The following is a 22383-nucleotide window of genomic DNA, read 5'->3' as shown; positions in this document are numbered from 1 at the left end:
CGAAGGCCCCGTCCAACGGAGGCAGCCGCAGACCTGGGTCCGTTGATCTGGGGACGGCCATGGGCCGGCGTGACCCAGGAGCGCCGGGAAAGAAGCCGCGCCCCTGAAAGGAAGAACCTTCAGGGGCGCGGTAGGCATTCTGGGTAGGCTCCGCAGGCCTCACCGGTCAGCGCCGAAGGGCCTCCACCGGCTGGATGCGCGAGGCCCGCCAGGCCGGATAGAGGCCGGCCAGCACGCCGGTGACCAGCCCGATCAGCGGGGCGGCGGCGACGGTTGCGGGGTGCACGACCGGCGTCCAGTCCCGGGCCAGAGCGACGGCGACCACCGTCACGGTGCCCAGGCTGGTGCCCACCAGGCCGCCGAGGGCGCCGAGGGCTCCGGACTCGGCCAGGAACTGGGCGGTGATGTGCCGGGCGCGGGCGCCCAGGGCGCGGCGCAGCCCGATCTCGCCGGTCCGCTCCAGCACCGCGACCAGGGTGGTGTTGGCGATGCCGACCGCGCCGATGATCAGGCAGATCCCGGCCAGCAGCAAAAAGAGCTGACTCAGGTCGGAGCCCACGGTCGAGCGCAGGGTCTTGGGGTCCGGGGCGGGATCGCCTTGAAGTACTCGGGGTGGTCGGGGCGCAGCGCGGTGGCCGCTTCGGTGGCGACCTGCTGGGCGGCACCCAGTTCGGTGGCGATCAGCATGCCGGACTCGGTGGGGCCGGGGGCGCCCCAGATCTGCTCGGCGGTGGTGCGCGGGACGACGACGGAAAGCAGCAGGTCGGCCTTGCGCTCCACATCGTCGACGATACCGACGACGGTGAACGACTCTTCGCCGATGAACAGCGCGGGATGGGTTTCCAGGGTGGTGATGCCCAGCCGGCTCGCGGTTCCTGCGCCGATCACGGCGACCCGGCCGGCCTGGGCCATCCGGTCGTCGTACAGCCGCCCCTCGGCCAGGGTCGGCACGGCGGCCTTCAGGACGCCGGGCGAGGCTGCGACCACATCGATCCGCTCGCCTCCGCCGTTGTCGCCGATGGGCGCGGAGCGGACGCTGCCCGCCCGGTCGTCCCGTACGGTCCAGTAGACCCCTGCGGCCTTGACCCCGTTCACCCTGCGCATCCGGGCGTCGGCGTCCGCGGGGAAGGCTGGCCCGGTGAGCTGGTCGGCGTCGTTCACCGTCTCCTCGATCGTCACCTCGGTGGCGGTCAGCGCGTTGAACCGGGCGTCGATCTGGGACGAGGTGGTCGCGGTCAGCCCGAGGATCGCCACGAACGTGCCGACGCCGAGCACCGTGCCGAGCGCGGTCAGCGCGGAGCGGGCGGGCCGCTGCAGCATCCCGGCCGTGGCCTCGGCGATCAGGTCGCGGGGGGCGAAGGTGGAGGGTATGACGCCGGCGGCGGCGCGTCCACGCCGGATGCGCAGCTTCACGCGGCCACCTGCTGCTCACGAAGGACACCGTCGCGGATGACTACGGTGCGGGCACCGCGGGCGGCCACCTCCAGATCGTGCGTGATCAGCAAGATGGTCATCCCATCGGCGTGCAGTTCGTCCAGCAGCCCCAGGACCGCCCCGGCGCTGGCGGTGTCGAGGTTGCCGGTGGGCTCGTCGCACAGCAGCAGAGAGGGGCCGGCGGCCAGCGCCCGGGCGATGGCGACGCGTTGGCGCTCACCGCCGGAGAGCCGGGTGGGCAGCGAGTCGATCCGGTGGCCGAGGCCCACGCGGACCAGGGCGTCGCGAGCGCGCGGTGCCCGCTCGGCGCGGGGGACGCCGTTGTAGACCATGGCCAGGGTGACGTTCTCCAACGCCGAGCGGTGCGGCAGCAGATGGAAGGCCTGGAAGACGAAGCCGATGCGACGACCGCGCAGCGCGGTTCGATCGGCGTCACTCAGCGCGCCGGTGTCGTAGCCGTCGAGGAGGTACGTGCCATGGGTGGGGGCGTCCAGTAGCCCGGCTATGTTGAGGAAGGTGGACTTGCCCGAGCCCGAAGGCCCGACGACGGTGACGAAATCCCCCGGCTCAACGAGCAGTTCACACGGCTTGAGGGCAGGCACGGGCGGCGGCCCCGGATAGGTGAGGCCGACCTGGCGGAACTCGATGACCGGCGTCACTGCCCCGCCGCCCCCTTCTTCACACCCGTGATGACCTGCTCGCCCTTGTCCAGCCGGGCAGCCCCCACCGGCTCCACGGCAACGAAGCCGTCGCCCGCGGTGCCCGTGCGCACCTCCACCCGACGCTGCTCGCCGTCCGGCTGGAGCACCGTGACCGTGGTCCGGCCGTCGGCGCCCGCGGTCAGCGCGGTGATCGGCACGACCAGCGCCTTGCCGTCGGTACGGGCCGCCTCGATGGTCAGCCGCACATCCTGCCCGGCCAGCTGGGCATCCAACGTCTTGTCCGGATCGACCCGCAGGAGATAGCCGCTCTGCCCCGGCGCCCCACCGCCCGGCTCGTCCTCGCCGCCACCACTCCCGCCGCCACCGCCGCTGCCGCTGTCCGGCGCAGTCAGCGAATCGGCCAGCGAACCCACCCTCGCCTGCGCCTCGATGCCGGTGAGCTCTGAATAGATCTGCACCCGCTGCCCCTTGCGTACCAGGCCCTTTTGATGCTCCTGCAGATAGGCCTGTACCGCGAGCTTCCCGCCGGAGACCGTCAGCATCGTCCCGTCCACGGGTGCACCCACCCGCCCCGGAACCGCATCCACCCGGGCGGGAAAGCCCTGCAGGAAGACCACTTCGCCGGCCGGCAGCCGAGGACCCGAAGCGGCCTGCGCGGCCGCCAGATCAGCCTGCGCCTCAGCCAGATCATCCTGCGCGTACTGCACCGCATGCGCCGATCCCTTGCCCTCGGCGTCCCCGGCCTCCTCCACCGCCCGCTCGGCCGCCGTTACCGCACCCTCGGCCGTCTTCAACCCTGCCCCGTTGTCGTCCACAGCCGGCAGCGGGTCGTAACCTATCGCGGCGTAGAAGGCGTTGAGGGCGGTCTTGGTCCCTGCTCCGAAGGTCCCGGCGGTATCGCCGCCCGTGCCGTGCCCCAGCTCTTGCAGTGCCTCCTGCAGCTGCCTCACGTCGTTGCCCTTCGCGCCGGGCTTGAGGTCGCGGTAGACGGGTATCCGCCCGGGCAGGACGAACACCGGCCGCCCGGAGACCTCGAGCAGCACCTGCCCGGCCTTCAGCCGATCGCCCTGCTTGACCGGCAACTTGGTCACGACGGGTGCGGCACCGTCCTCCCCGCCGGCCACCTGCGGCGCCACATCCACGCTCTGTCCGGCAACGACCTGCCCGCGCACGATCACCGACGACGTCAACACCCGATGTTCCACCGGTGACGTCAGCACCGACCGCGCGGGCGGCCCCGCCTCCGCCGCCGCCTGCGCCGGCGACTTGATCAGCGTGGCAGCCACCACCCCGGCCCCCGCAAGCAACACCGCTCCACCTGCGACAGCGGCGATCCAACGGCGCCTACGCGCAAGCCCGCCGGCGGGACCCCCGGCTGCGGCGGCAGTCTCCCCGACCTCGTGCGTCGTCTTCGCGTCGGGTTCGTTCCCCGCATCCGGTTGCGCAGTCACTTGATCACATTTCCTCGTCGCGCCCTGCAGGCCTGCTTCACCGTGTTCCACCGGGGTCGGTCAGCCGCCGACGGTGATGTCCTTGTCATCCTTCCCGACAGGGCTGCACTTCTTCAGGGCCGCGGCGAGGGCGTCGTTATCGCCATTTTTGGACCTGTCGTATGTGGTGAAGCCCTCGGCCTTCATGCATGCGACGAAGGCCGGGTCTGCCTTCGCTGTCCCACCCTTGTCCTCGGCGGTGTCCTGCGCAGGCAGGAGATTCGCACACTTCCCCTCGGCCTTGGTCAGTGCCGTCTCGTTCCCACCGTCCTTGACCACACGGAGTTCACCGTCAGGGGTGGTCTCGATCTTGACCCCGTTCTCCTTCAGGCACCCGTAGTAGTCACGCTCCGAGTCACTCGCCGACGAGGACGCCCCACCCGCTGCGGGCTTCGTGCCGGAAGCACTCCCGCTGCCCGCGCTGTCCTTCTCGGCACCGCCGCATCCGGCCAGGACAGCGGCTGCCAGCAGTGCTGCGCACAGTGATTGCGTGACGCGAGTGGGGGAGGGCATGGGCAACTCCGGCATTCTGTGGGAAGGGGGGCGGCGTAGTTGCTCTGCGTCACGTCACGCCCGGCCGTCTTCCCCCGGGATCGTCCGCCGCAGAACGGGTCCAGCCACGATTGACCCCACCACGTGATGGCAACCGCTGTCTACTGGCCCAAGGGCCAGTAGACAGCGGTCAATTGACGATCTGTAATCACACGGCGTATCGCACAGCTGTACGCAACAACGCTTCTGCAGCGAGGAGTTCTGCTCATGACCCACCTCACCCGCCGCGTAGCCACAGTCGCGCTGGCCGTCTCCGCCCTCGGCGGCTTCGGTCTGGCCACTGCCGGCACCGCATCCGCCGCGCAGGTCGCCTACGACGGCTACCTGGACCCGGAGGAGATCGGCTTCTACTACAACTCGGACGAGGCCGGCTGCGTCTTCGACCTGTTCGACAAGGACCAGAACTTCAACAACGACTATTTCAAGGCCTTCCCGAGCTCTGGCTCGTGCAACGGCAAGGGACAGGTCGTCGGCAACAACACCGCCTCCTACAAGAACCGTAGCGGCGACGACTGGTACGTCCATACCGGCCCCAACAGCGGAGGTACGTACCACGGCGAGATTCCCGCCTACTACGTCGGTAACGCGACCGCCAACTTCAAGAACAACATCGAGTCGGTCTGCTGGGTGGTCGAGTACTGCGCCCCCTACTAGACCGCACCGGGCGGCACACGCCCGGCCTCTCACTGCTCGCTGTCCCGCTCGCCGTTACCGCGCGGGACAGCGGTCCCCCACGCCACCCGCACCGACCGCGAGGATCCCCGCCATGGCTCTGCCAGCCCGACTCCTGGCTACCACCTGTCTGGTGAGCGTTGCCGCGCTGACCCTCAGCAGCTGCGCAGGCAAGGAGACCGCAGCCGACGGCGCGGGAAAGGAGCCGGCCATCGGCAGCGTCGAGAAAATGAGCAGCACCGAAGGCCTGGAGTTCCCTGTCGCGGCATACGAGGTCACCTCCGATCAGCAGTATCAGGTGAAAAAGGCCCAGAACCTCCTGATCGAGCAATGCATGAAGCGCTTCGGCTTCGATTACGCCCTCCCCGCCCCGACGCCTCCGAGCCGGAATGACTCGAAATCACGGGTCTTCGGGCTGGCCAGCGCGAAGGACGCCGCCCAGTTCGGCTACGCGAGCCCTAGCCAGGCAACCGACCCGGCACCCGCCAAGAGACAGTCGCCGGCCGCTCTCAGCAGGACCGGCCAGACGGTGCTCAACGGGGTGGACCCCGTTGCCGAGGCTGCGGCGAAGGCAAAGGGCAAGGCAGCTGCCCCCACCGATGAACCCATGTCGCAGGCCGAGGCGGCGAAGGCGCCGGGCAGCGGCATCATCGTCAACGGCAAGGAAGTGCCCGTCGGCGGCTGCGGTCGCGAGTCGGCTCTGAAGCTGTACTCCCCGAAGCCGGGAAGCGTCGACATCCTCTTCGTCTTCAATCTGGGTGGTGAGGCCGAGTCCAGGGCGCTGGAGGACTCCAGGGTTCGGAAGGCCACGACCAAGTGGTCGCAGTGCATGGCTGATTCCGGCTTCACCACCTCCAGTCCCGACAGCGTCCAGTCGGACCTGGGCCTGAAGGAAGGCGCGCTCTCCAGCCCCGAGGCCATCACCATCGCCAAGGCGGACGTCGCCTGCAAGACCCAGGCCAACTACATCGGCATCCGCTACGCCGTGCAGAGCGCGTACGAGAAGCGTCTGGTGGAGGAGCACGCCGAGACCCTCGCCCTGTTCCAGCAGCAGACCCAGGACCGGCTCCGTCTCGCAGCCCAACTCAACGGCTGACCCGATCAGTTACGATTCACTCGCATCAGGATTGCGCGAGCTCTGACGAGCCGTGCGGCTATTGAAGCCCGGGGGGATTCATGCGTTCTGTTGATCAGGTGGACGGGGACTGTTTGCTGGACGGGGTCGGTGGTACCGCGGCAGCGGCGGACTTGCTCCTCCGCGCGCTCGCCCTCGATCCCCCTCTCACCGAGACCGAGGAGAAGATCCTCGACCTGTTGCGGGGTGGGCCGACCAACGCGGAGATCGCCACCCACCTGGGTATCACGACCCGTACGGTGAAGTTCCATGTGTCGAACCTCCGGGTGAAGCACTGCGGGCTCTCCCGCCTCCAGCTCTGCCTGCTGGCCACATTGCGCCGACTGGACCCTGTGGCGGCTGGGACCGCCGTGGGACCAACCGGTCAGAAGCGAACGACGGGGTCCGCGGCGTGCGACACATCCGGCGCCGATGGACATCTGCCGCCGTCACCGGCCGGTGCACGGCGGCGCCGGCCCCCTCCGGCCCGACGAGCCACGGGCCCTGGAGGAGTGGGACTCCTCACCTAGGACCTCTCGTCCGCCCGCGCGGCAGCACGAAAACGCCCCGGACAGCATGTCCGGGGCGTTTTCAACGCAGTGGCTGGGGCCGGGATCGAACCGGCGACCTATCGCTTTTCAGGCGATCGCTCGTACCAACTGAGCTACCCAGCCACGCAGCTCACAAGGGCTGCAGCGGTCCTGACGGGATTTGAACCCGCGGCCTCCACCTTGACAGGGTGGCGAGCACTCCAAACTGCTCCACAGGACCAAGCAATGTGCGAGACGAGTCTCGCACACGTTAAAGCGTGCCCCCAACGGGATTCGAACCCGTGCTACCGCCTTGAAAGGGCGGCGTCCTGGGCCACTAGACGATGAGGGCTAAGGGCCCACCTGCGCGCTTTCCAGCGCGTCGGGGACGTCAGAAGCATATGGGATGGCAGCGGCTATCGCCAAAACGGTTTACGGGGACGCCGTCGGCGGCGACGCGGGCGGGGTCGGTCCGGCCGGCTTCTTCTCCGGGAGATGGCGGCTGACCTCGGCCGTCGTCAGGCCGAGGCCGCCCAGGGTGATCTCGTCCCAGGCCTGCAGGCGGCGGGTGGAGCGGTCGAGATAGAGCACCGAGGCGAGCACCTGCTCCGGCTTCTTGTTCTGCACGGCCCGCAGTCCGCCGCCGCCCGTGGAGCCCTCGACCATCAGCCGGGTGCGCAGTTTCAGCATCTGGTTCTGCCGGTGGTGCACGTGGCCGGCGAGGACGAGCGGGACCGAACCGTCCGTCTGGCGGGCCGCCTCCGGCTCATGGGTGACGGCGATGTCGACCGGGGTGCCGGCCCGCCGCTGGACGCGCAGGGCGGCGGCGAGCCGTTGGCCTGCCGCCCGCTCGACGCTCCCGGCCTGCTCGGGCCCGGTGCGGTCCGGGGTGAACTGGGGGTCCCCGATGCCCGCCACCCGCAGCCCGCCGACGTTCACCGCCCGGCCCTCGTCCAGCACGTGCACGTTCCTGAACCGCTTGGAGTTCTCCAGGTACCGCTGGGTGACCGCGGAGTCGTGGTTGCCGCGGACCCAGACGTAGGGCGCGCCCAGATCGGCGACCGGGTCGAGGAAGCTGTTCTCGACGGCGGCGCCGTGGTCCATCGTGTCGCCCGAATCGATGATCACGTCGATGTCGTACTGCTCGACGAGCGAGCCGATGATGTGCCAGGCCGCGGGGTTGAGGTGGGTGTCGGAGACGTGCAGGACGCGGAGCGTGGCGGGGTCCGGGCTGTAGACGGGGAGCGTCGAGGTGGCGTCGTACAGCTTGGTGACGTTGGTGACCAGCCGGGCCAGCTCCTGCTGGTAGACGTCGAAGTCCGTGACGATCGAGCGGGCGTCACCGACGACGGACGGGGCGCTGGAGAGCAGGCCGGAGAACCGTGGCTCCAGGACCGACTCCGGGTTCCAGGTGGCGTACGCGCTGACGCCGGAAGCGGCCAGCAGCGCGAGTGCGAGCCCCCCGGCGGCCAAGGCGCGGCGGGGCCTGCGGTACACGGCGAGGCCGAGTGCGGTGGCCCCGGAGACGACCGCGACGCAGGAGCGCACGGCGAGCTCGCGGGCGCCCGTGGAGACGTCGCCGGTGACCTCGTCCTCCAGGCCGGACAGCCGTTCGGGGTGCTGGACCAGGGCCTGGGAGCGGACCGGGTCGAGCCGGTCGACGTCCACGTCGAGCCGGACCGGTGCGTGGTGCGAGTCCAGTTCCAGCGCGCCGAGCGGGGAAACGTTGATCTTGGTGCCGCCGCTGAAGGAGGGGCGCAGGGTCATCGTCGTGTCCATCGGGCCGACGGGCGTACGCACGCTCCCGACGACCAGCAGGCCGAGCCAGGCGCCGAACAGCACGACGGTCACCAGGCCGAGCGCCCGGACGAACGGGCGCGCCGCGCCGGCCGGCGCGGCGCCGATGAGGCCGGAGCGGGGCCGGGGTCGGAGGTGGTGGCGGACACGGGCTGTTGCGGCACGGAACGGGTCGCGGGCCATTGGGCGCCTATGCCCCGGTCGGGAGCGAGATATGCGCTCCGGCCGCTCCGCGGCGCATCCGGCGGCGGTACGTGACAATGGCGGGGTGCTGGAGATGACGCGGGAAGCGTTCGAGGAACTGGTCGGCGAGGCCCTGGACCGGATCCCGCCGGAACTCACCCGGCTGATGGACAACGTCGCGGTGTTCGTCGAGGACGAGCCCGAAACCGAGGATCCGGAACTGCTCGGGCTCTACGAGGGCACACCGCTGACCGAGCGCGGTGAGTGGTACGCGGGAGTCCTGCCGGACCGGATCACCATCTATCGCGGGCCGACGCTGCGGATGTGCGAGTCGCGCGAGGACGTGGTCGCCGAGACGGAGATCACCGTGGTGCACGAGATCGCCCACCATTTCGGCATCGACGACGAGAGGCTGCACGCCCTGGGTTACGGGTGAGGCGCCGCGGGCGCGAGGTGTGAATGAGGTGTGCGGGCCGGGCCCGCGGGCGTGTCCCTTCCGGGGCGAGGGGAGTTGGGCACAGCGCTCCCCGGCTCGTTTCCGTACCGCCTCGTCCTTCGCGCCCCCGGAGGTGCCCCCGTGCGCCAGTTGTCCGTCCCCGTCCGCTGGGCGGCCGTCACCGCAGTGACGATCGCCGCGTCCACAGGCTGCATGAGCATCGGCGACGACGGCGGGAAACCTGCGCCCTCGCGGTCCGCGGCGTCCAAGGGGCGGTGGCCGAGCCGGACGACTCCACGGTGGCCGGCACCGGCCGGGCCCGTACGGGCGGGTCCCAGGGGCACTCCGAGCGGAAGGCCGGCAAGTCCGGCGGCCCGAGCTCCTCGGCCGACCCCTCCGGCCGCCCGGGCAAGAAGAAGGGCGACAGGCCCGGTCCGGACCGGGCCGGCCACCTGCCGACGCCGACGCTGTCCCAGCCGGGCCCCGGGGTTCCGCAGCAGCCGGATCCGCCCGCTCCGTCCGCTCCCCAGACGCCGGAGCCGCCGGCCCCGCCCGTGCCCGATCCGGAACCCTCACAGCCGCCGCCGGTGCCTTCGGCGTCGCCCGCCGCTCAGCTTCGTCACCAAGCCCTCGGTGCGCCGGACGCGGTGGAATCGCTGCGGACTCCACAGGCATCACCGCAGGTGGGACCCGCTTGACGAGGCCGCCGGCAGCGGGCCGCTTGCGCAATGTGGGGGATAGTGCGTATGGTAGTAGATCGTTTGATCCATTGCCCGGCGCCGACACAGAAGAGCGCCGTGTGGCGCGTACTCTCCCTTGCCGTGGCTGGACCGCATTGAGGCGGTCGAAATTGCGAATCACGGAGTTACGGGCGCGTGCCGAGACTCCGGAAGGTTTCGCATTTCGCATGTCAATTTCCAGTTCTGACCACACCGTGCTGCCCGAGAACATCGAGAACAACGAGCTCGTCGAGGCCGCAGAGGCCGTTGTCGCCGAGTCCGCCGTCTCCCTCGTGGCCGACGCCCCCCAGGCCGAGCAGGCCGACACCGACTCCGCCGCCGTCGAGGCCGACGCCGACGCCGAGCCGACCGTCACCTTCGCCAGCCTGGGCCTGCCCGAGGGCATCGTCCGCAAGCTCGCGCAGAACGGCGTGACCGCGCCCTTCCCGATCCAGGCAGCGACCATCCCGGACGCCCTGGCCGGCAAGGACATCCTCGGCCGTGGCCGTACCGGCTCCGGCAAGACCCTCTCCTTCGGTCTTCCGACCCTGGCCTCGCTGGCCGGCGGTCACACCGAGAAGAAGAAGCCCCGCGCGATCATCCTCACCCCGACCCGTGAGCTCGCGATGCAGGTCGCGGACGCACTGCAGCCCTACGGCGACGTGCTCGGCCTGAAGATGAAGGTCGTCTGCGGCGGTACGTCGATGGGCAACCAGATCTACGCGCTGGAGCGCGGTGTCGACGTCCTCGTCGCCACCCCGGGCCGGCTGCGCGACATCATCAACCGGGGCGCCTGCTCCCTGGAGAACGTCCAGGTCGCCGTCCTCGACGAGGCCGACCAGATGTCCGACCTGGGCTTCCTGCCCGAGGTCACCGAGCTGCTCGACCAGATCCCCGGTGGCGGCCAGCGCATGCTCTTCTCCGCCACCATGGAGAACGAGATCGGCACCCTGGTCAAGCGCTACCTGAGCAACCCGGTCACCCATGAGGTCGACTCCGCCCAGGGCAACGTCTCGACCATGTCGCACCACGTCCTCGTCGTGAAGCCGAAGGACAAGGCGCCGGTCACCTCCGCCATCGCCGCCCGCAAGGGCCGCACGATCATCTTCGTCCGCACCCAGCTGGGCGCCGACCGCATCGCCGAGCAGCTCGTCGAGGCGGGCGTCAAGGCGGACGCACTGCACGGCGGCATGACCCAGGGCGCCCGTACCCGCGTTCTTGAGGACTTCAAGAAGGGTTACGTGAACGCGCTGGTCGCGACCGACGTCGCCGCCCGCGGTATCCACGTCGACGGCATCGACCTGGTCCTGAACGTGGACCCGGCCGGTGACCACAAGGACTACCTGCACCGTTCGGGCCGTACCGCCCGGGCCGGCAAGTCCGGTGTCGTGGTCTCGCTGGCGCTGCCGCACCAGCGTCGCCAGATCTTCCGCCTCATGGAGGACGCGGGCGTGGACGCCTCGCGCCACATCGTGCAGGGCGCGGGCGTCTTCGAGCCGGAGGTCGCCGAGATCACCGGTGCCCGCTCGCTCACCGAGGTCCAGGCGGACTCCGCGAACAACGCCGCCAAGCAGGCCGAGCGCGAGGCCGCCGACCTGACCAAGCAGCTGGAGCGCATCCAGCGCCGTGCCGTGGAGCTGCGCGAGGAGGCCGACCGCCTGGTCGCCCGTGCCGCCCGCGAGCGGGGCGACGACCCGAGGCCGCAGTGGCCGAGGTCGCCGCCGAGGCGGAGGCCGCTCTCGTGGCCGCCGCTTCCGTGCCGGAGCAGCAGGCCGCGCGCGAGGAGCGCCGCGACGACCGCGGCAACTACGAGCGCCGGGACAACCGCGGCGGCGACCGTGGTGGCTACCGCGGTGGCAACGACCGTACCGGCGAGCGCAGTGGCCGTCCCGCCGGCAGCAACGGCTACCGGGGCAGCAGCGACCGCCCGTCGTTCCGCGGCAGCAACGACCGTCGTGAGGACCGTCCGGTCGGTGGCGGCTTCCGCTCCGGCGGCAACGACCGTCGTGACGACCGCGGTGGCGACCGTGGTGGTTTCCAGCGTCGCGACGACCGTCCGTCCGGTGGTTTCCGCTCCGGCGGCAACGACCGTCGTGACGACCGCGGCGGCGACCGTGGCGGCCGCTCCTTCGAGCGTCGCGACAACGACCGCCCGGCGTTCAACCGCGACAACGACCGTCCGGCGTTCAACCGTGACCGTCGTGACGAGCGTCCGTCCGGTGGCTTCCGCTCCGGTGGCGGCGACCGTCCGTTCAACCGTGACCGTCGTGACGACCGCCCGTCGGGCGGCTTCCGCTCCGGCGGCGGCAGCGACCGCCCGACCGGTCGCCGTGACGACCACCGTTCCACCGGAACCGGCACGAGCACCGGCTCCTTCGGCCGCCGCGACGACAAGCCGCGCTGGAAGCGCAACGGCTGATCGTCCGGTCGCCTGACTGCTGATCAGGGCCCGCACACCACCTCGGTGGTGTGCGGGCCCTGCTTTGTTTTGAACGGGTTCGAATAATGCTTCCGTTCCTGGTGGGGGCGCTGCTACGATCCGCTCCTTGCCCGTGAGGGCCCTGGGGAGGGAATCGCACATGAGGCGTCGTCGCGCCCGAAGAACCATGTCGGCCACTCTGGCGATCGGACTGGCAGCGGGGCTCGGACTGGCTGCCGGGGGGCAGGCCACGGCCGAGGGCACGGAACCGCCGCCCGGATCCGTATCTTTCACGGCCAGTCAGTACGTGCCGCGGGTGACGATCCCGTACGGGGCGGGAACGTCGGGTGTGCTCTACCGGCAGGAGGGCCACGCCGGACTGCTGTGGACCGACTGGCACGGAACCACCAAGACGGTTGACGTGCCCGACGCCGCCCCGCTCACGACGTACGACGCGGCGTACAGGCTGGGGAGCCCCAAGTGGTTCCCGGCCGGCTCGGACACGATCATCACCGATGTCGCGGGCGAGTTTCGCGGCACGGATCTGAGTACCGGCCGGTCGAGCGCCTTTCAACTGCCGGCGGGTCACACCGCGGTGGCCTGGGCCGGCCCGCACCTCCTGACCCGGACCGGCACCTTCGGCAGCTACGGCTTTCAACTGGCCGAGTGGGACGGAGGGGAGACGGCCGCAGCGCGGGCGCCGCTCGACCTGCCGGCCGAAGTCGCCCAGGTGAACGGCATAGTCGCTGCGGACGGGTCGACTCTGGTGGTGCGGTACGCCGAGGCGGGAGGGGGCTACCACCTCGGGATGATCGACATCGCGACCGGCCACTTCACGGCCGGCCCGGCGGTTCTCAGCACCGTGAAGCAGATCGTGCTGACCGCCGACCGGCTGTACTGGCTTCCCGGCAAAGGCGAGGCCCGCTGGGTTCCCAGGAAGAGTCCGACGGCGACCCCGGGCTCGATCGCTCTGCAGGCCCGGTACGGGGAGGTTCCCGTCATCGCTGCCGCGGGCAACGCCCTGTTGGTCACGTGGTACGACGGAAGCGATTCGGGCGACTCGGCCGACCAGTCGGGATTCCGTTTGACGGCCTATCCGCCGGCGGGCGGAGAACCGGTCACCTTGCTGAGGCACTCCTCCTCGGTGATGGCAGGCGCCCCCGACGGCAGTCTCGTCTTCGCAGGCGGCGAGGACTCCGCTCACTGGGCGCTGCGGAAGGTCGCGCCGGACACTCTTGCCCTCTCTGACGTGACGCCCGTGGCCGCCGTCGCAGGACGTATCTCACGGATCTCCCTCGCCAACGGGGTCATGGCGACGACCGAGCCGGACAGCATGTTCCTCCCGTCCTACTACGAGCGCACGGTGACGACGAAGCCGGGTGCCCTTGCGGTGAGTGATCCCGTGTACCGGGGGTGGGTCTACCCCGATGAGCAGGGCCTCTGGTCGTCGGGCGACGGTCACCTGATTCATGTGGAGACCGATCACGTGAACGAGACGGGCGTCGGCTCCATCGAGAAGGTCGAGGACCCGCGCTGGTTCCGCATGGACGCCGAGATGGGCTCCCTGGTCGACCTCACCGGCCGGTACGTGATTCTCAACGGAACCGGGCCGGACATGCAGTTCGTGGGTGATCTCGGCGCGTACGACACCCACCCCTTCTCGCGCACCATCAGAGGCGCCTCGGTCTGGGATGACACGGTCTGGTCCTCCACCAAGACGCCCGGAGTCCTGACCGCGATTGACGTCGAAACACAGAAGACCCTCTCCACCGTCACGACGGGTTCCTCCTGTGTGGCCAAGGAGGTCCAGGCGGTCGGGCGTTGGCTGTACTGGTCCTGTGGTCCGACCGGCCCCGCGGGTGTCTGGGACCGAACGGCCGGGAAGAACATCTCCGTCCCGAGCGGCGAGGCCCTGATCGGGGACGGGTACCTGGTCCGGTACGACAAGGCGACCGGAAAGCTGATGCTGACCGGGTTCCGCGACGGTACGGCCGATGACACCCACGCCATCGGTGACCTGCCGAGTACATCGGCGCACGAGCGAGGCGTGAACTGGACGGTCGACAAGTTCGGCGGACCCGTTGCGTATGTCGCGGCCGACCAGCGTGTTCATCTGGTGCCGAGCGGAGTGGCCACGGAACGGGTCGCGCCCATCGAGACCGAGGTGGATACCACCTTCGAGGTGGGCTACGGCAGTTGGAACGCGCGCTGGCTGATGTCCAAGCCGGTGGCCTCCTGGCAGATCGTCATCAGGAACCGCGCCACCGGGACGGCCGTACGCACCCTGGCCGGCAGTCCGAGCGCAGGCGGCGGGACGGTATCGACGTCCTGGAACGGGAAGAACTCCGCCGGTGGATACGCGCCCAACGGCGCCTACACCTGGACCCTCACCGCGAAGCCGGCCGACGGCCAGGGCGCTGCCCTGACCAGGTCGGGCACCCTGAAGCTGTCCGGCGCCGCGGCCGCGCCGCGGGACTTCGTCGGCAACGACGGCTTCGGCGACCTGCTGGCGTTCACGCCGGCCGGGGTGGCCGACTGGCGTGCCGGTACGGGCACGGGGACGGGCCGGGTCGAGAAGAAGGTCTCCGGCTCCGGCTGGACGGGCGCGAACACCGTGACGGCCTCCGTCCCGTTCGAGGACGTCAGCGGCGACCGCTGCAACGACGTGCTGGTGCGTACGAAGAGCGGCGAGCTGCGCACGTACAAGCCGGCCTGCGGTGCGGCACTGAAGCCCACCACCCCGTACACGAAGGTCGGTACGGGCTGGAACATGTTCAACGCGCTGACCTCGCCCGGCGACATGACGGGCGACGGCAGGGCGGACCTGCTCGGCCGGACACCGGCGGGCGATCTGTACCTGTACCGCGGCAAGGGCAACGGGCTCTTCGAGGCGCGGGTGAAGATCGGCTACGGCTGGCAGAGCTACCTGCTCGCCGGAACGGGCGACCTGGACGGCGACGGCAACGGCGACCTGCTGGCCCGCGACGCCTCCGGAACGGTGTGGCGCTACCCGACCACCGGCAAGGGGACGTTCGGAACACGTGTCAAGACCGGCTGGGGCTGGACCATGTACAACTCGCTGGTCGGGGCCGGGGACCTGAACGGCGACGGCAAGGCGGACCTGCTGGCGCGGGACACGTCCGGCGCGCTGTGGAGCTACCGGGGCGACGGCAAGGGCGCCTTCGCCGCGCGGGTGAAGGTCGGCGGCGGCTGGCAGATGTACGCCCGGCTCTCCTGATGCGCCTCCATCTCGACCGATCCGTCACCCGGGAGGGGACTTCTTTGACTTCATTGACCGCGTTCGTTCGTTGCCGTGCCGCACTGGTGGGGTCCGTGGTGGGGGCCACGGTCCTCGCGACGGCCTCCGTACCGGCCACGGCCGACCCTGCCACCGCCCCAGCCCCGGCCACGGTCGCGACCACCGGCGTCCACGGCCTCGACTTCGCCGGCGGGCGGCTGAACACCGTGGAGCGGAGCCCGAGCGGTGATCAGGTGGTGTACGAGCGCCGGGTGTCCGCCGACGGTGTGACGACGGGGGAGCGGGAGAGCCGCGGTTACGCCGGCTCTCTCGCCAATGGCGCTCATCTCAGGAGGGTGCCCTGTGACCTCGGTGACTGCGTGGAGCTGGTCGGCGCGGGCAACGGGAGCTACGGAGTCGTGTTCGTCGACGGCGACGGCGACGGCGCCAACGCCGGCCAGGAGAGCGTGCAGTACTGGACGTCGGGCAGCTCGTACTTCGGGGGCACCCACTACCCGGCCGGTACCGCCGAGCTCGTGGATCTGAGCGGCCGCTCATGGGTCGTCAACGGCGGCTCCCCCGCCGAACAGCAGGCCGGTGTCCACCCGAACCACAGGGTCACCGCCGACCCCGTCGTCCGTAAGCCCACCGCCGCCTCCGTCTGGGGCACCACGCTCTGGGCGGCGACCCCGGCCACCGGTGCGCTCAGCGCCACCGATCTGGGACAGCGGAAGGTCGTCGAGACGCTCGCCACCGGCGCCCCCTGTGTGATCAAGGAGGTGCGAGCGGTCGGGCGCTGGCTCTACTGGAACTGTGGGACCACGGGCGCGGCCGGTGTGTACGACCGCACGGCGAAGAAGTCGTTCACCGTGCCGTCCGGGCCCGCCCTCGTCGGCGACGGGTACCTCGTCCGGCACGACCGGACCGCGGGGAAGCTGCTGCTGACCGACTTCCACACGGGCAGCGCCGCGGCTCCCCGCGCGGTGGCCGACCTGCCCGCCGGGAACACCGCCGACCAGCGCCGGCTGACCTGGGCGGTGGACAAGTTCGGCGGGGACATCGCGTACGTCGACGCTTCGCACTCCGTCCACATCGTGCCCAGCGGCGTACCGGCGCAGCCCCTCGCGAAGATCGCCTCCGATGTCGGCGAACCGTACATGGACCCCAAGGGTGTGAACGGCCCGGAGGCGTGGCTGAGCACCTGGCAGTTCAACAAGCCCGTCACCTGGACGTACACCGTCAAGGACTGGACCGGCCGCACCGTACGCACCCTCAAGGGCGGCTCCGGCACCGAGGCGGACGTCGCGTGGGACGGCCGGACGGACGCGGGAGCGTTCACCGGCAACGGCCCGCACACCTGGACCCTGCGGGCGACCGCCGAGGACGGGTCGGGGGCGTACACCACGAGCGGGACCATCGCGATGAGCGGCGGTCAGCCCGGCTTCCACGACCAGGGCCGCTTCAGCATCGGTGACCTGGTCACCCTCAACTCCTCCGGCGGGCTGACCGTCCAGTTCGGACAGATCCCGGGCACCTTCTCGGGCAAGTCGTCCGGTTCCGGCTGGCCGGCCGGCACCCTCGCCGTACCGCTCGCGGACACCGGCAGCGACCGCTGCTCCGAACTGCTCGTACGGATGCCGGGCGGCGAGCTGCGCCAGTACGCGGGCCGCTGCGGCAACTCGGGTTACACGCCGAGCAGCAGCCACACCACGATCGGCACGGGCTGGCAGCAGTACGACGTGCTGACCTCGCCCGGCGATCTGAACGGGGACGGCAGGGCCGACCTCGTCGCCAGGCAGAAGTCCACCGGCGACATGTACTTCTACGCGGCGGTGGCCGGGGGGAAGTTCGCGCCGAAGGCCAGGATCTTCACCAACTGGAAGACGTACGCCCAGATCGCCGGGGTCGGCGACATCACCGGCGACGGCCGCCCCGACCTGCTCGGTCACGACCGCGACGGCGGTCTGTGGCGCTACGACGGCCTGGGCAACGGCAGTTTCGCGCCGCGGGTGAAGGTGTTCTCGGACTGGGGGAGTTCGTACGACGCGTTGGTGGGCGTCGGCGACCTGACCGGCGACGGAAGGAACGACATCGTCGTACGCGATCCGGCGGGGAAGCTGTTCCGCAACAACGGCAACGGCAAGGGGTCGTTCGGGGCCCGTACGCAGATCGCCACCGGGTGGCAGACGTACAAGGGGATCTTCTGAGGGGCTGACGGGCCGCCCTGCTCCCATGCGGCCCGGCAATCGGCGCATGTCGTGCCCCCGGCGAGGGAATCGCTGGGGGCATGACAACTGACTCGGTTGGTGCCCCACCCCCGGACCCCACCCCCACCACCCCGACGGACACCTCGAAGAACGCCCCGACGAACGCCCCGTCCGCCGGCTCCGACGAGGAGCGGCTGGCCGAACTCGGCTACACCCAGGTCCTCGCCCGCCGGATGTCGGCCTTCTCCAACTACGCGGTCTCGTTCACGATCATCTCCGTGCTCTCCGGCTGCCTGACGCTCTACCTGTTCGGCATGAACACCGGCGGCCCGGTCCTGATCACCTGGGGCTGGGTCGGAGTCGGCCTGATGACGCTGTTCGTCGGCCTCGCGATGGCCGAGATCTGTTCGGCGTACCCGACCTCCGCGGGCCTGTACTTCTGGGCCCACCGGCTCGCGCCGCCACGCTCGGCGGCGGCGTGGGCGTGGTTCACCGGCTGGTTCAACGTACTGGGTCAGGTCGCGGTGACCGCGGGTATCGACTTCGGGGCGGCGTCGTTCCTGGGCGCGTACCTGAACCTTCAGTTCGGCTTCGGGATCACGCCCGGCCGCACGATCCTGCTGTTCGCCGCGATCCTGCTCCTGCACGGCCTGCTGAACACCTTCGGCGTACGGATCGTCGCCCTCCTCAACAGCGTGAGCGTCTGGTGGCACGTGCTCGGGGTGGCGGTCATCGTCGGGGCGCTCACCTTCGTGCCGGACTCCCACCAGTCGGTGTCGTTCGTCTTCACGGAGTTCGTGAACAACACCGGCTGGGGCAACGGCTTCTACGTGGTGATGATCGGGCTGCTGATGGCCCAGTACACCTTCACCGGCTATGACGCCTCCGCCCACATGACCGAGGAGACCCACGACGCCGCGACCGCCGGCCCACGCGGCATCGTCCAGTCGATCTGGACCTCGTGGATCGCCGGCTTCGTGCTGCTGCTCGGCTTCACCTTCGCCATCCAGTCGTACGACGGAGCCCTGGCCTCCCCGACCGGCGCCCCGCCCGCCCAGATCCTCCTGGACGCCCTGGGCGCCACCACGGGCAAGCTGCTGCTCTTGGTGGTGATCGGTGCCCAGCTCTTCTGCGGCATGGCGTCCGTGACCGCCAACAGCCGGATGATCTACGCGTTCTCCCGGGACGGCGCCCTCCCGTTCTCCCACGTCTGGCACACGGTCAGCCCCCGCACCCGCACCCCCGTGGCGGCGGTCTGGCTGGCCACCATCGGCGCGCTGGCCCTCGGCCTCCCGTATCTGATCAACGTCACCGCGTACGCGGCCGTCACCTCCATCGCGGTGATCGGCCTCTACATCGCCTACGTCATCCCCACCCTGCTCCGGCTCCTGCGCGGCGACGACTTCCGGCCCGGCCCCTGGCACCTGGGCCGCTGGTCCCGGCCCATCGGCGTCGTCGCGGTGGTCTGGGTGGCGGTCATCACGGTGCTCTTCATGCTCCCCCAGGTCTCACCCGTCACCTGGGAGACCTTCAACTACGCCCCGATCGCCGTCCTGGTGGTGCTGGGCTTCGCCGCCACCTGGTGGCTCGCCTCGGCCCGTCACTGGTTCCTCAATCCGGATCACAAGCGCACGATCGCCCGCACCACGCCTCGCTGAGCGGGTCACCTCCACGTTGACGGGGCCCGGCAACCGATACCCGATCGGCGGCCGGGCCGCGGCGGGCTATGCTCGGGGGTGATTCGCCGAGGGCCGTTAGCTCAATTGGTCAGAGCAGCGGACTTTTAATCCGTTGGTTGTGGGTTCGAGTCCCACACGGCCTACGCCTCAGCCCCAGGTCAGAACTTGCTTCTGGTCTGGGGCTGCTTTGTGTCCGAGGTCATCTCGCGCGCACGCTCCGGCGGCGCTCATTCGCATGGTGAACGCTCACCTCGGCCTGGCAGCGAGCGTCGCCGGCCCGGTTCCGGCGCCTCCCGGGCAAGGAGGTGCCTGGGCTACGGTTGCTGTGCAACACGGCGTGGAGGGGGCCGCATTGACACGGGTCGCGATGGGCGGGGGCGGGATCGCCGGCTTGGCCGCCGCGTTGTTCCTGGCGCGGCGGGGGCATCCGGTCACGGTGCTGGAGCGGGACGCGCGGCGGCCGGGGAGCGATCTCGACGAGGACTTCTTCGCCTGGCGGCGTCCCGGAGTGCCGCAGGCGAACCAGCCGCACGGGCTGCTGGCTCCGGTCCGCACCGTGCTGCGCGGAGACGCCGGACGTGTACGACGCGATGCTGCGCATGGGTGCGCGCGAACGCAACGAGTTCGAGTGGTTCGACGCGCCGCCCCCGGCCCGCCCGGGGGACGAGGACCTGGTCACGGTGCAGACCCGGCGCATCGTGCTCGAAGCCGCCCTGCACGCGGCGGTGCACCGTGAAACGGGCGTCGACGTGCGGCTCGGGGAGCCCGCCGGAGGGCTCGTCCTCGACCGGCACGGCGATGTCCCACGGGTGACGGGGGTGCGGACCGCGTCGGGGCGCCACGACGCGGACCTGGTGGTGGATGCCGGCGGGCGCCGCTCCCCGGTGCCGGGCTGGCTGGCCGAGGCGGGCTGCCGGGGACGCGGTCGTGGAGAACCACCGCATCGGGATCGCGTACGTCTGCCGCTGGTACCGGCTGCGCCCGGACGGGCCGCGGGACCCCGGCCGGGTCAAGGCGGGTTCGGGCCGGGGCCGGCGAAGGCGCCGGTGCGGGCCGGGGTGACCGGTCCGCACCGGCGCCGTGGGCCGGGGTGCGGGGCCTCAGACGAGGAGCTTGGTCTTCGCCCGCTGGTACTCCTCTTCGGAGATCGCGCCCTTGTCCTTCAGGTCGGCGAGTTTCGCCAGGTCCTCGACGTGGCTGCTCTTCTTTGCGCCGTTCGTGTCGTCGGTGGCCGCGGCCTCTCTCACGTACGCCTTGAAGGCGGCGTCACGGTCCTTCGCTTCCTTCACGTCGCGCTGCCCCATGGTCTTGCCGCGGGCGATCACGTAGATCAGGACACCCAGGAACGGCAGCACCAGGGCGAGGATCAGCCAGCCGGCCTTGGCCCAGCCGCCCAGGTCGTGGCTGCGGAAGATGTCCGTGATGACCCGGAAGAGCAGGAACAGCCACATGATCCAGAGGAAGAACCAGAGCATGGTCCAGAACAGGTTCAGCAGGGGGTAGTCGTCCATCGTCCACTCCAGGGCGCCGCGTCGAATGGGTGAATACGAAATAAGTCATACCACCGCATTCACCCACTCGCCCGGTGGGTTTCGCGAGCTTTGTCCGAGAGGTGCGAGGAGTACGGTTGACGTGTCGAGGGAGGCGTGTGCCTCCGGGAGGCGGTCGCCTCGTGACTGTGAAGGCGTGTCCGTGCGTGGGTCTGCTGCGGTGGTGTGCGCGTGCGCGCGGCAGATGAGTCCGCCCGCAGTCCGGTCGGGGCGACGGGCCGGGTCACCGTGCCGATCCCGCCGGACGGACCGGGCGAAGTGCTGGTGGCCGTGAGGGGCGGGTCCGAGTCCTACACCGCGTGGTCGTCGTCGCCGATCGGCAGGGACGTACGCGTCGTGGTCGTCGACTCCGTATCGGCACGCACCGTGGTGGTGGAGAGCCTGCCGACCTGACTGTGAAGTGAAGTAGGACAGGAGTCCTCTCATGCTGTTCTGGCACGTTCCCGCCCCCAACGAGGCGATGCTCATATCCGGTTCGAAACGGCAGACGCAGGACACGCAGTTCCGGATCGTCACCGGCCACGGCAGTTTCGTCCTGCCGGTGAAGCAGAAGGCGCGGATGCTGTCCCTGGCGCTGCGGGAGGCGGAGATCACCGAGGACTGCGTCACCCAGCAGGGCATCCGCCTCACCGTCCGGGCAGTCTCCGTCTTCAAGGTGGGCGACGACGCCGTGTCCATCGCCAACGCGGCGCGGCGCTTCCTGTCCGAGCAGAACCAGATGGAGGAGCTCGTGGGCCGGATCTTCGCCGGCCACCTGCGTTCCATCGTCGGCGGCCTCACCGTCGAGCAGATCATCCGGGAACGCAGCCGGGTCTCCCAGGAGGTCATCGCGGGCAGCCACGGTGAGATGGAGAAGCTCGGCATCGTCGTGGACGCGCTCCAGATCCAGGAGATCGAGGACACCACCGGTTACATCGACAACCTGGCCGCCCCGCACGCCGCCGCCGTCGCCGGTCAGGCGCGGATCGCCCGGGCCAAGGCCGACCAGGAAGCCACCGAACGGGAACAGCAGGCGGCCGCGCTCAAGGCCGAGTACGAACGGGACACCGCGATCAAGCGGGCCGGTTTCCTCGCCGAGACCGAGCAGTACAACGCCCGGGCGGCCCAGGCGGGACCGCTCGCGCAGGCCAGGGCGTCGCACGAGGTCATCGACGAGCAGACCGCGCTGGCCCAGCGCCAGGCGGGTCTGGCCGCCCAGCGGCTGGAGGCGGAGGTCGGGCGCCCGGCGGACGCCGAGGCGTACCGGCAGCGGACTCTGGCCGAGGCCGCCCGTGACCAGGTGAAGTTCCAGGCGGACGGCAGCGCGTACGCGGAGCGGGCCCTCGCCCAGGCCCAGGCGGACGCCAACACGGCTCGCGCCGCCTCGCTGCGGGACGGCAATCAGGAGCTCATCGCGGCCAACCGCATCGTGGAGAACCTGCCCGCCCTGGCGGACGCGGCCGCCCGCGGGATGTCCGGTGCCTCCCTCACGGTGCTCAACGGCACCGAGGGCGTCAACGAGGTGGCGGCGGGTGTCGTCGGCCAGGGGCTGGCGATCCTGCAGTCGCTCCAGCGCGGCACGGATACCGCGGCGGAGAAGCCGGCCCCCGGCGACGGCACCCCCCGCATCGCCGAATCCGAATGACGCGGGCGGCGGCCGTGGCGCGAGGCGGGTGGTGCGGCGGGTGGTGCGGTGTGCCAGGAGGCTTGCTGCCGGGTGCG

At 70.4% G+C, this 22383-nt stretch carries 15 protein-coding genes, 4 tRNA genes and 3 pseudogenes; 13 read left to right on the top strand and 9 right to left on the bottom strand.

The window, feature by feature from the left end:
- Nucleotides 1-166 precede the first annotated feature (166 nt).
- The 4 genes and pseudogenes from LNW71_RS14205 to LNW71_RS14190 all read right to left on the bottom strand — a co-directional run bounded on the left by LNW71_RS14205 (nucleotide 167) and on the right by LNW71_RS14190 (nucleotide 4099).
- A pseudogene (locus LNW71_RS14205) lies at nucleotides 167-1320 on the bottom strand (ABC transporter permease).
- A gap of 89 nt (nucleotides 1321-1409) precedes the next feature.
- Complete coding sequence (locus LNW71_RS14200; protein WP_250968572.1) at nucleotides 1410-2093, bottom strand: ABC transporter ATP-binding protein; 684 nt, start codon at nucleotides 2091-2093, stop codon at nucleotides 1410-1412.
- Entirely contained in the window at nucleotides 2090-3406 is a 1317-nt protein-coding gene (locus LNW71_RS14195) for a peptidoglycan-binding protein (RefSeq protein ID WP_250968571.1), read from the bottom strand. The genes LNW71_RS14200 and LNW71_RS14195 overlap by 4 nt, the downstream gene beginning before the upstream one ends.
- Nucleotides 3407-3607: 201 nt before the next feature.
- Nucleotides 3608-4099 carry a hypothetical protein gene (locus LNW71_RS14190; protein WP_250968570.1) on the bottom strand — a complete coding sequence of 164 codons (492 nt, stop codon included), beginning with the start codon at nucleotides 4097-4099 and terminating at the stop codon, nucleotides 3608-3610.
- Between the two features lie 246 nt (nucleotides 4100-4345).
- On the opposite strand from LNW71_RS14190, the gene LNW71_RS14185 reads away from it, so the two are divergent.
- The 3 genes from LNW71_RS14185 to LNW71_RS36920 all read left to right on the top strand — a co-directional run bounded on the left by LNW71_RS14185 (nucleotide 4346) and on the right by LNW71_RS36920 (nucleotide 6454).
- Nucleotides 4346-4792, top strand: coding sequence for a hypothetical protein (locus LNW71_RS14185; protein ID WP_250968569.1), 447 nt, complete (start codon nucleotides 4346-4348; stop codon nucleotides 4790-4792).
- 151 nt (nucleotides 4793-4943) lie between these two features.
- The gene (locus LNW71_RS14180; RefSeq protein WP_250968568.1) at nucleotides 4944-5906 is read left to right on the top strand and encodes a hypothetical protein; all 963 of its coding nucleotides are present in this window, start codon (nucleotides 4944-4946) and stop codon (nucleotides 5904-5906) included.
- A gap of 80 nt (nucleotides 5907-5986) precedes the next feature.
- On the top strand, nucleotides 5987-6454 hold the full coding sequence (locus LNW71_RS36920) for a helix-turn-helix transcriptional regulator (protein ID WP_374119410.1): 468 nt from the start codon (nucleotides 5987-5989) through the stop codon (nucleotides 6452-6454).
- 70 nt (nucleotides 6455-6524) lie between these two features.
- On the opposite strand, the gene LNW71_RS14175 is transcribed toward LNW71_RS36920, so the two are convergent.
- The 4 genes from LNW71_RS14175 to LNW71_RS14160 form a co-directional block, all read right to left on the bottom strand.
- Nucleotides 6525-6598, bottom strand: a tRNA-Phe gene (locus LNW71_RS14175).
- A 22-nt stretch (nucleotides 6599-6620) separates the two neighbouring features.
- Nucleotides 6621-6695 (bottom strand) — tRNA-Asp (locus LNW71_RS14170).
- 38 nt (nucleotides 6696-6733) lie between these two features.
- A tRNA-Glu gene (locus LNW71_RS14165) sits at nucleotides 6734-6806 on the bottom strand.
- A gap of 80 nt (nucleotides 6807-6886) precedes the next feature.
- Nucleotides 6887-8434, bottom strand: a complete 1548-nt coding sequence (locus LNW71_RS14160; protein ID WP_250968567.1) for a metallophosphoesterase — start codon at nucleotides 8432-8434, stop codon at nucleotides 6887-6889.
- An 85-nt stretch (nucleotides 8435-8519) separates the two neighbouring features.
- Here LNW71_RS14160 and LNW71_RS14155 point away from each other — a divergent pair, with 85 nt between their 5' ends.
- The 8 genes and pseudogenes from LNW71_RS14155 to LNW71_RS14120 all read left to right on the top strand — a co-directional run.
- The gene (locus LNW71_RS14155; RefSeq protein ID WP_250968566.1) at nucleotides 8520-8870 is read left to right on the top strand and encodes a metallopeptidase family protein; all 351 of its coding nucleotides are present in this window, start codon (nucleotides 8520-8522) and stop codon (nucleotides 8868-8870) included.
- Between the two features lie 275 nt (nucleotides 8871-9145).
- Nucleotides 9146-9568, top strand: coding sequence for a hypothetical protein (locus LNW71_RS14150; RefSeq protein ID WP_308294486.1), 423 nt, complete (start codon nucleotides 9146-9148; stop codon nucleotides 9566-9568).
- A 209-nt stretch (nucleotides 9569-9777) separates the two neighbouring features.
- Nucleotides 9778-12008, top strand: a pseudogene (locus LNW71_RS14145) (DEAD/DEAH box helicase).
- A gap of 187 nt (nucleotides 12009-12195) precedes the next feature.
- Nucleotides 12196-15246, top strand: coding sequence for an FG-GAP-like repeat-containing protein (locus tag LNW71_RS14140; protein WP_250968565.1), 3051 nt, complete (start codon nucleotides 12196-12198; stop codon nucleotides 15244-15246).
- A 95-nt stretch (nucleotides 15247-15341) separates the two neighbouring features.
- Nucleotides 15342-17453, top strand: a complete 2112-nt coding sequence (locus LNW71_RS14135) for a VCBS repeat-containing protein (RefSeq protein ID WP_250968564.1) — start codon at nucleotides 15342-15344, stop codon at nucleotides 17451-17453.
- Between the two features lie 80 nt (nucleotides 17454-17533).
- Nucleotides 17534-19111 (top strand): amino acid permease, encoded by a 1578-nt coding sequence (locus LNW71_RS14130; protein WP_250968563.1) that lies wholly within the window; start codon nucleotides 17534-17536, stop codon nucleotides 19109-19111.
- 90 nt (nucleotides 19112-19201) lie between these two features.
- Nucleotides 19202-19275, top strand: a tRNA-Lys gene (locus tag LNW71_RS14125).
- A 209-nt stretch (nucleotides 19276-19484) separates the two neighbouring features.
- A pseudogene (locus LNW71_RS14120) lies at nucleotides 19485-20155 on the top strand (FAD-dependent oxidoreductase); the annotation flags it as partial.
- 77 nt (nucleotides 20156-20232) lie between these two features.
- Here LNW71_RS14120 and LNW71_RS14115 read toward each other — a convergent pair.
- Entirely contained in the window at nucleotides 20233-20643 is a 411-nt protein-coding gene (locus LNW71_RS14115) for an SHOCT domain-containing protein (protein WP_250968562.1), read from the bottom strand.
- Between the two features lie 210 nt (nucleotides 20644-20853).
- Here LNW71_RS14115 and LNW71_RS14110 point away from each other — a divergent pair, with 210 nt between their 5' ends.
- Nucleotides 20854-21075 carry a hypothetical protein gene (locus tag LNW71_RS14110; protein WP_250968561.1) on the top strand — a complete coding sequence of 74 codons (222 nt, stop codon included), beginning with the start codon at nucleotides 20854-20856 and terminating at the stop codon, nucleotides 21073-21075.
- Between the two features lie 31 nt (nucleotides 21076-21106).
- Nucleotides 21107-22306 (top strand): flotillin family protein, encoded by a 1200-nt coding sequence (locus tag LNW71_RS14105; RefSeq protein WP_250968560.1) that lies wholly within the window; start codon nucleotides 21107-21109, stop codon nucleotides 22304-22306.
- Nucleotides 22307-22383 lie beyond the last annotated feature (77 nt).

The sequence above is a fragment of the Streptomyces sp. RKAG290 genome, from assembly GCF_023701695.1.
Classification (GTDB): domain Bacteria; phylum Actinomycetota; class Actinomycetes; order Streptomycetales; family Streptomycetaceae; genus Streptomyces.
Note: the sequence above shows the minus strand (reverse complement) of the source record. Positions and strands in the feature narration are given on the sequence as shown.

Coding starts and splice junctions, on each gene's coding strand:
- LNW71_RS14105 (WP_250968560.1), top strand. CDS start 21,107: ATGCTGTTCTGGCACGTTCCCGCCCCCAACGAGGCGATGCTCATATCC.
- LNW71_RS14160 (WP_250968567.1), bottom strand. CDS start 8,434: ATGGCCCGCGACCCGTTCCGTGCCGCAACAGCCCGTGTCCGCCACCAC.
- LNW71_RS14185 (WP_250968569.1), top strand. CDS start 4,346: ATGACCCACCTCACCCGCCGCGTAGCCACAGTCGCGCTGGCCGTCTCC.
- LNW71_RS14130 (WP_250968563.1), top strand. CDS start 17,534: ATGACAACTGACTCGGTTGGTGCCCCACCCCCGGACCCCACCCCCACC.
- LNW71_RS36920 (WP_374119410.1), top strand. CDS start 5,987: ATGCGTTCTGTTGATCAGGTGGACGGGGACTGTTTGCTGGACGGGGTC.
- LNW71_RS14140 (WP_250968565.1), top strand. CDS start 12,196: ATGTCGGCCACTCTGGCGATCGGACTGGCAGCGGGGCTCGGACTGGCT.
- LNW71_RS14190 (WP_250968570.1), bottom strand. CDS start 4,099: ATGCCCTCCCCCACTCGCGTCACGCAATCACTGTGCGCAGCACTGCTG.
- LNW71_RS14115 (WP_250968562.1), bottom strand. CDS start 20,643: ATGGACGACTACCCCCTGCTGAACCTGTTCTGGACCATGCTCTGGTTC.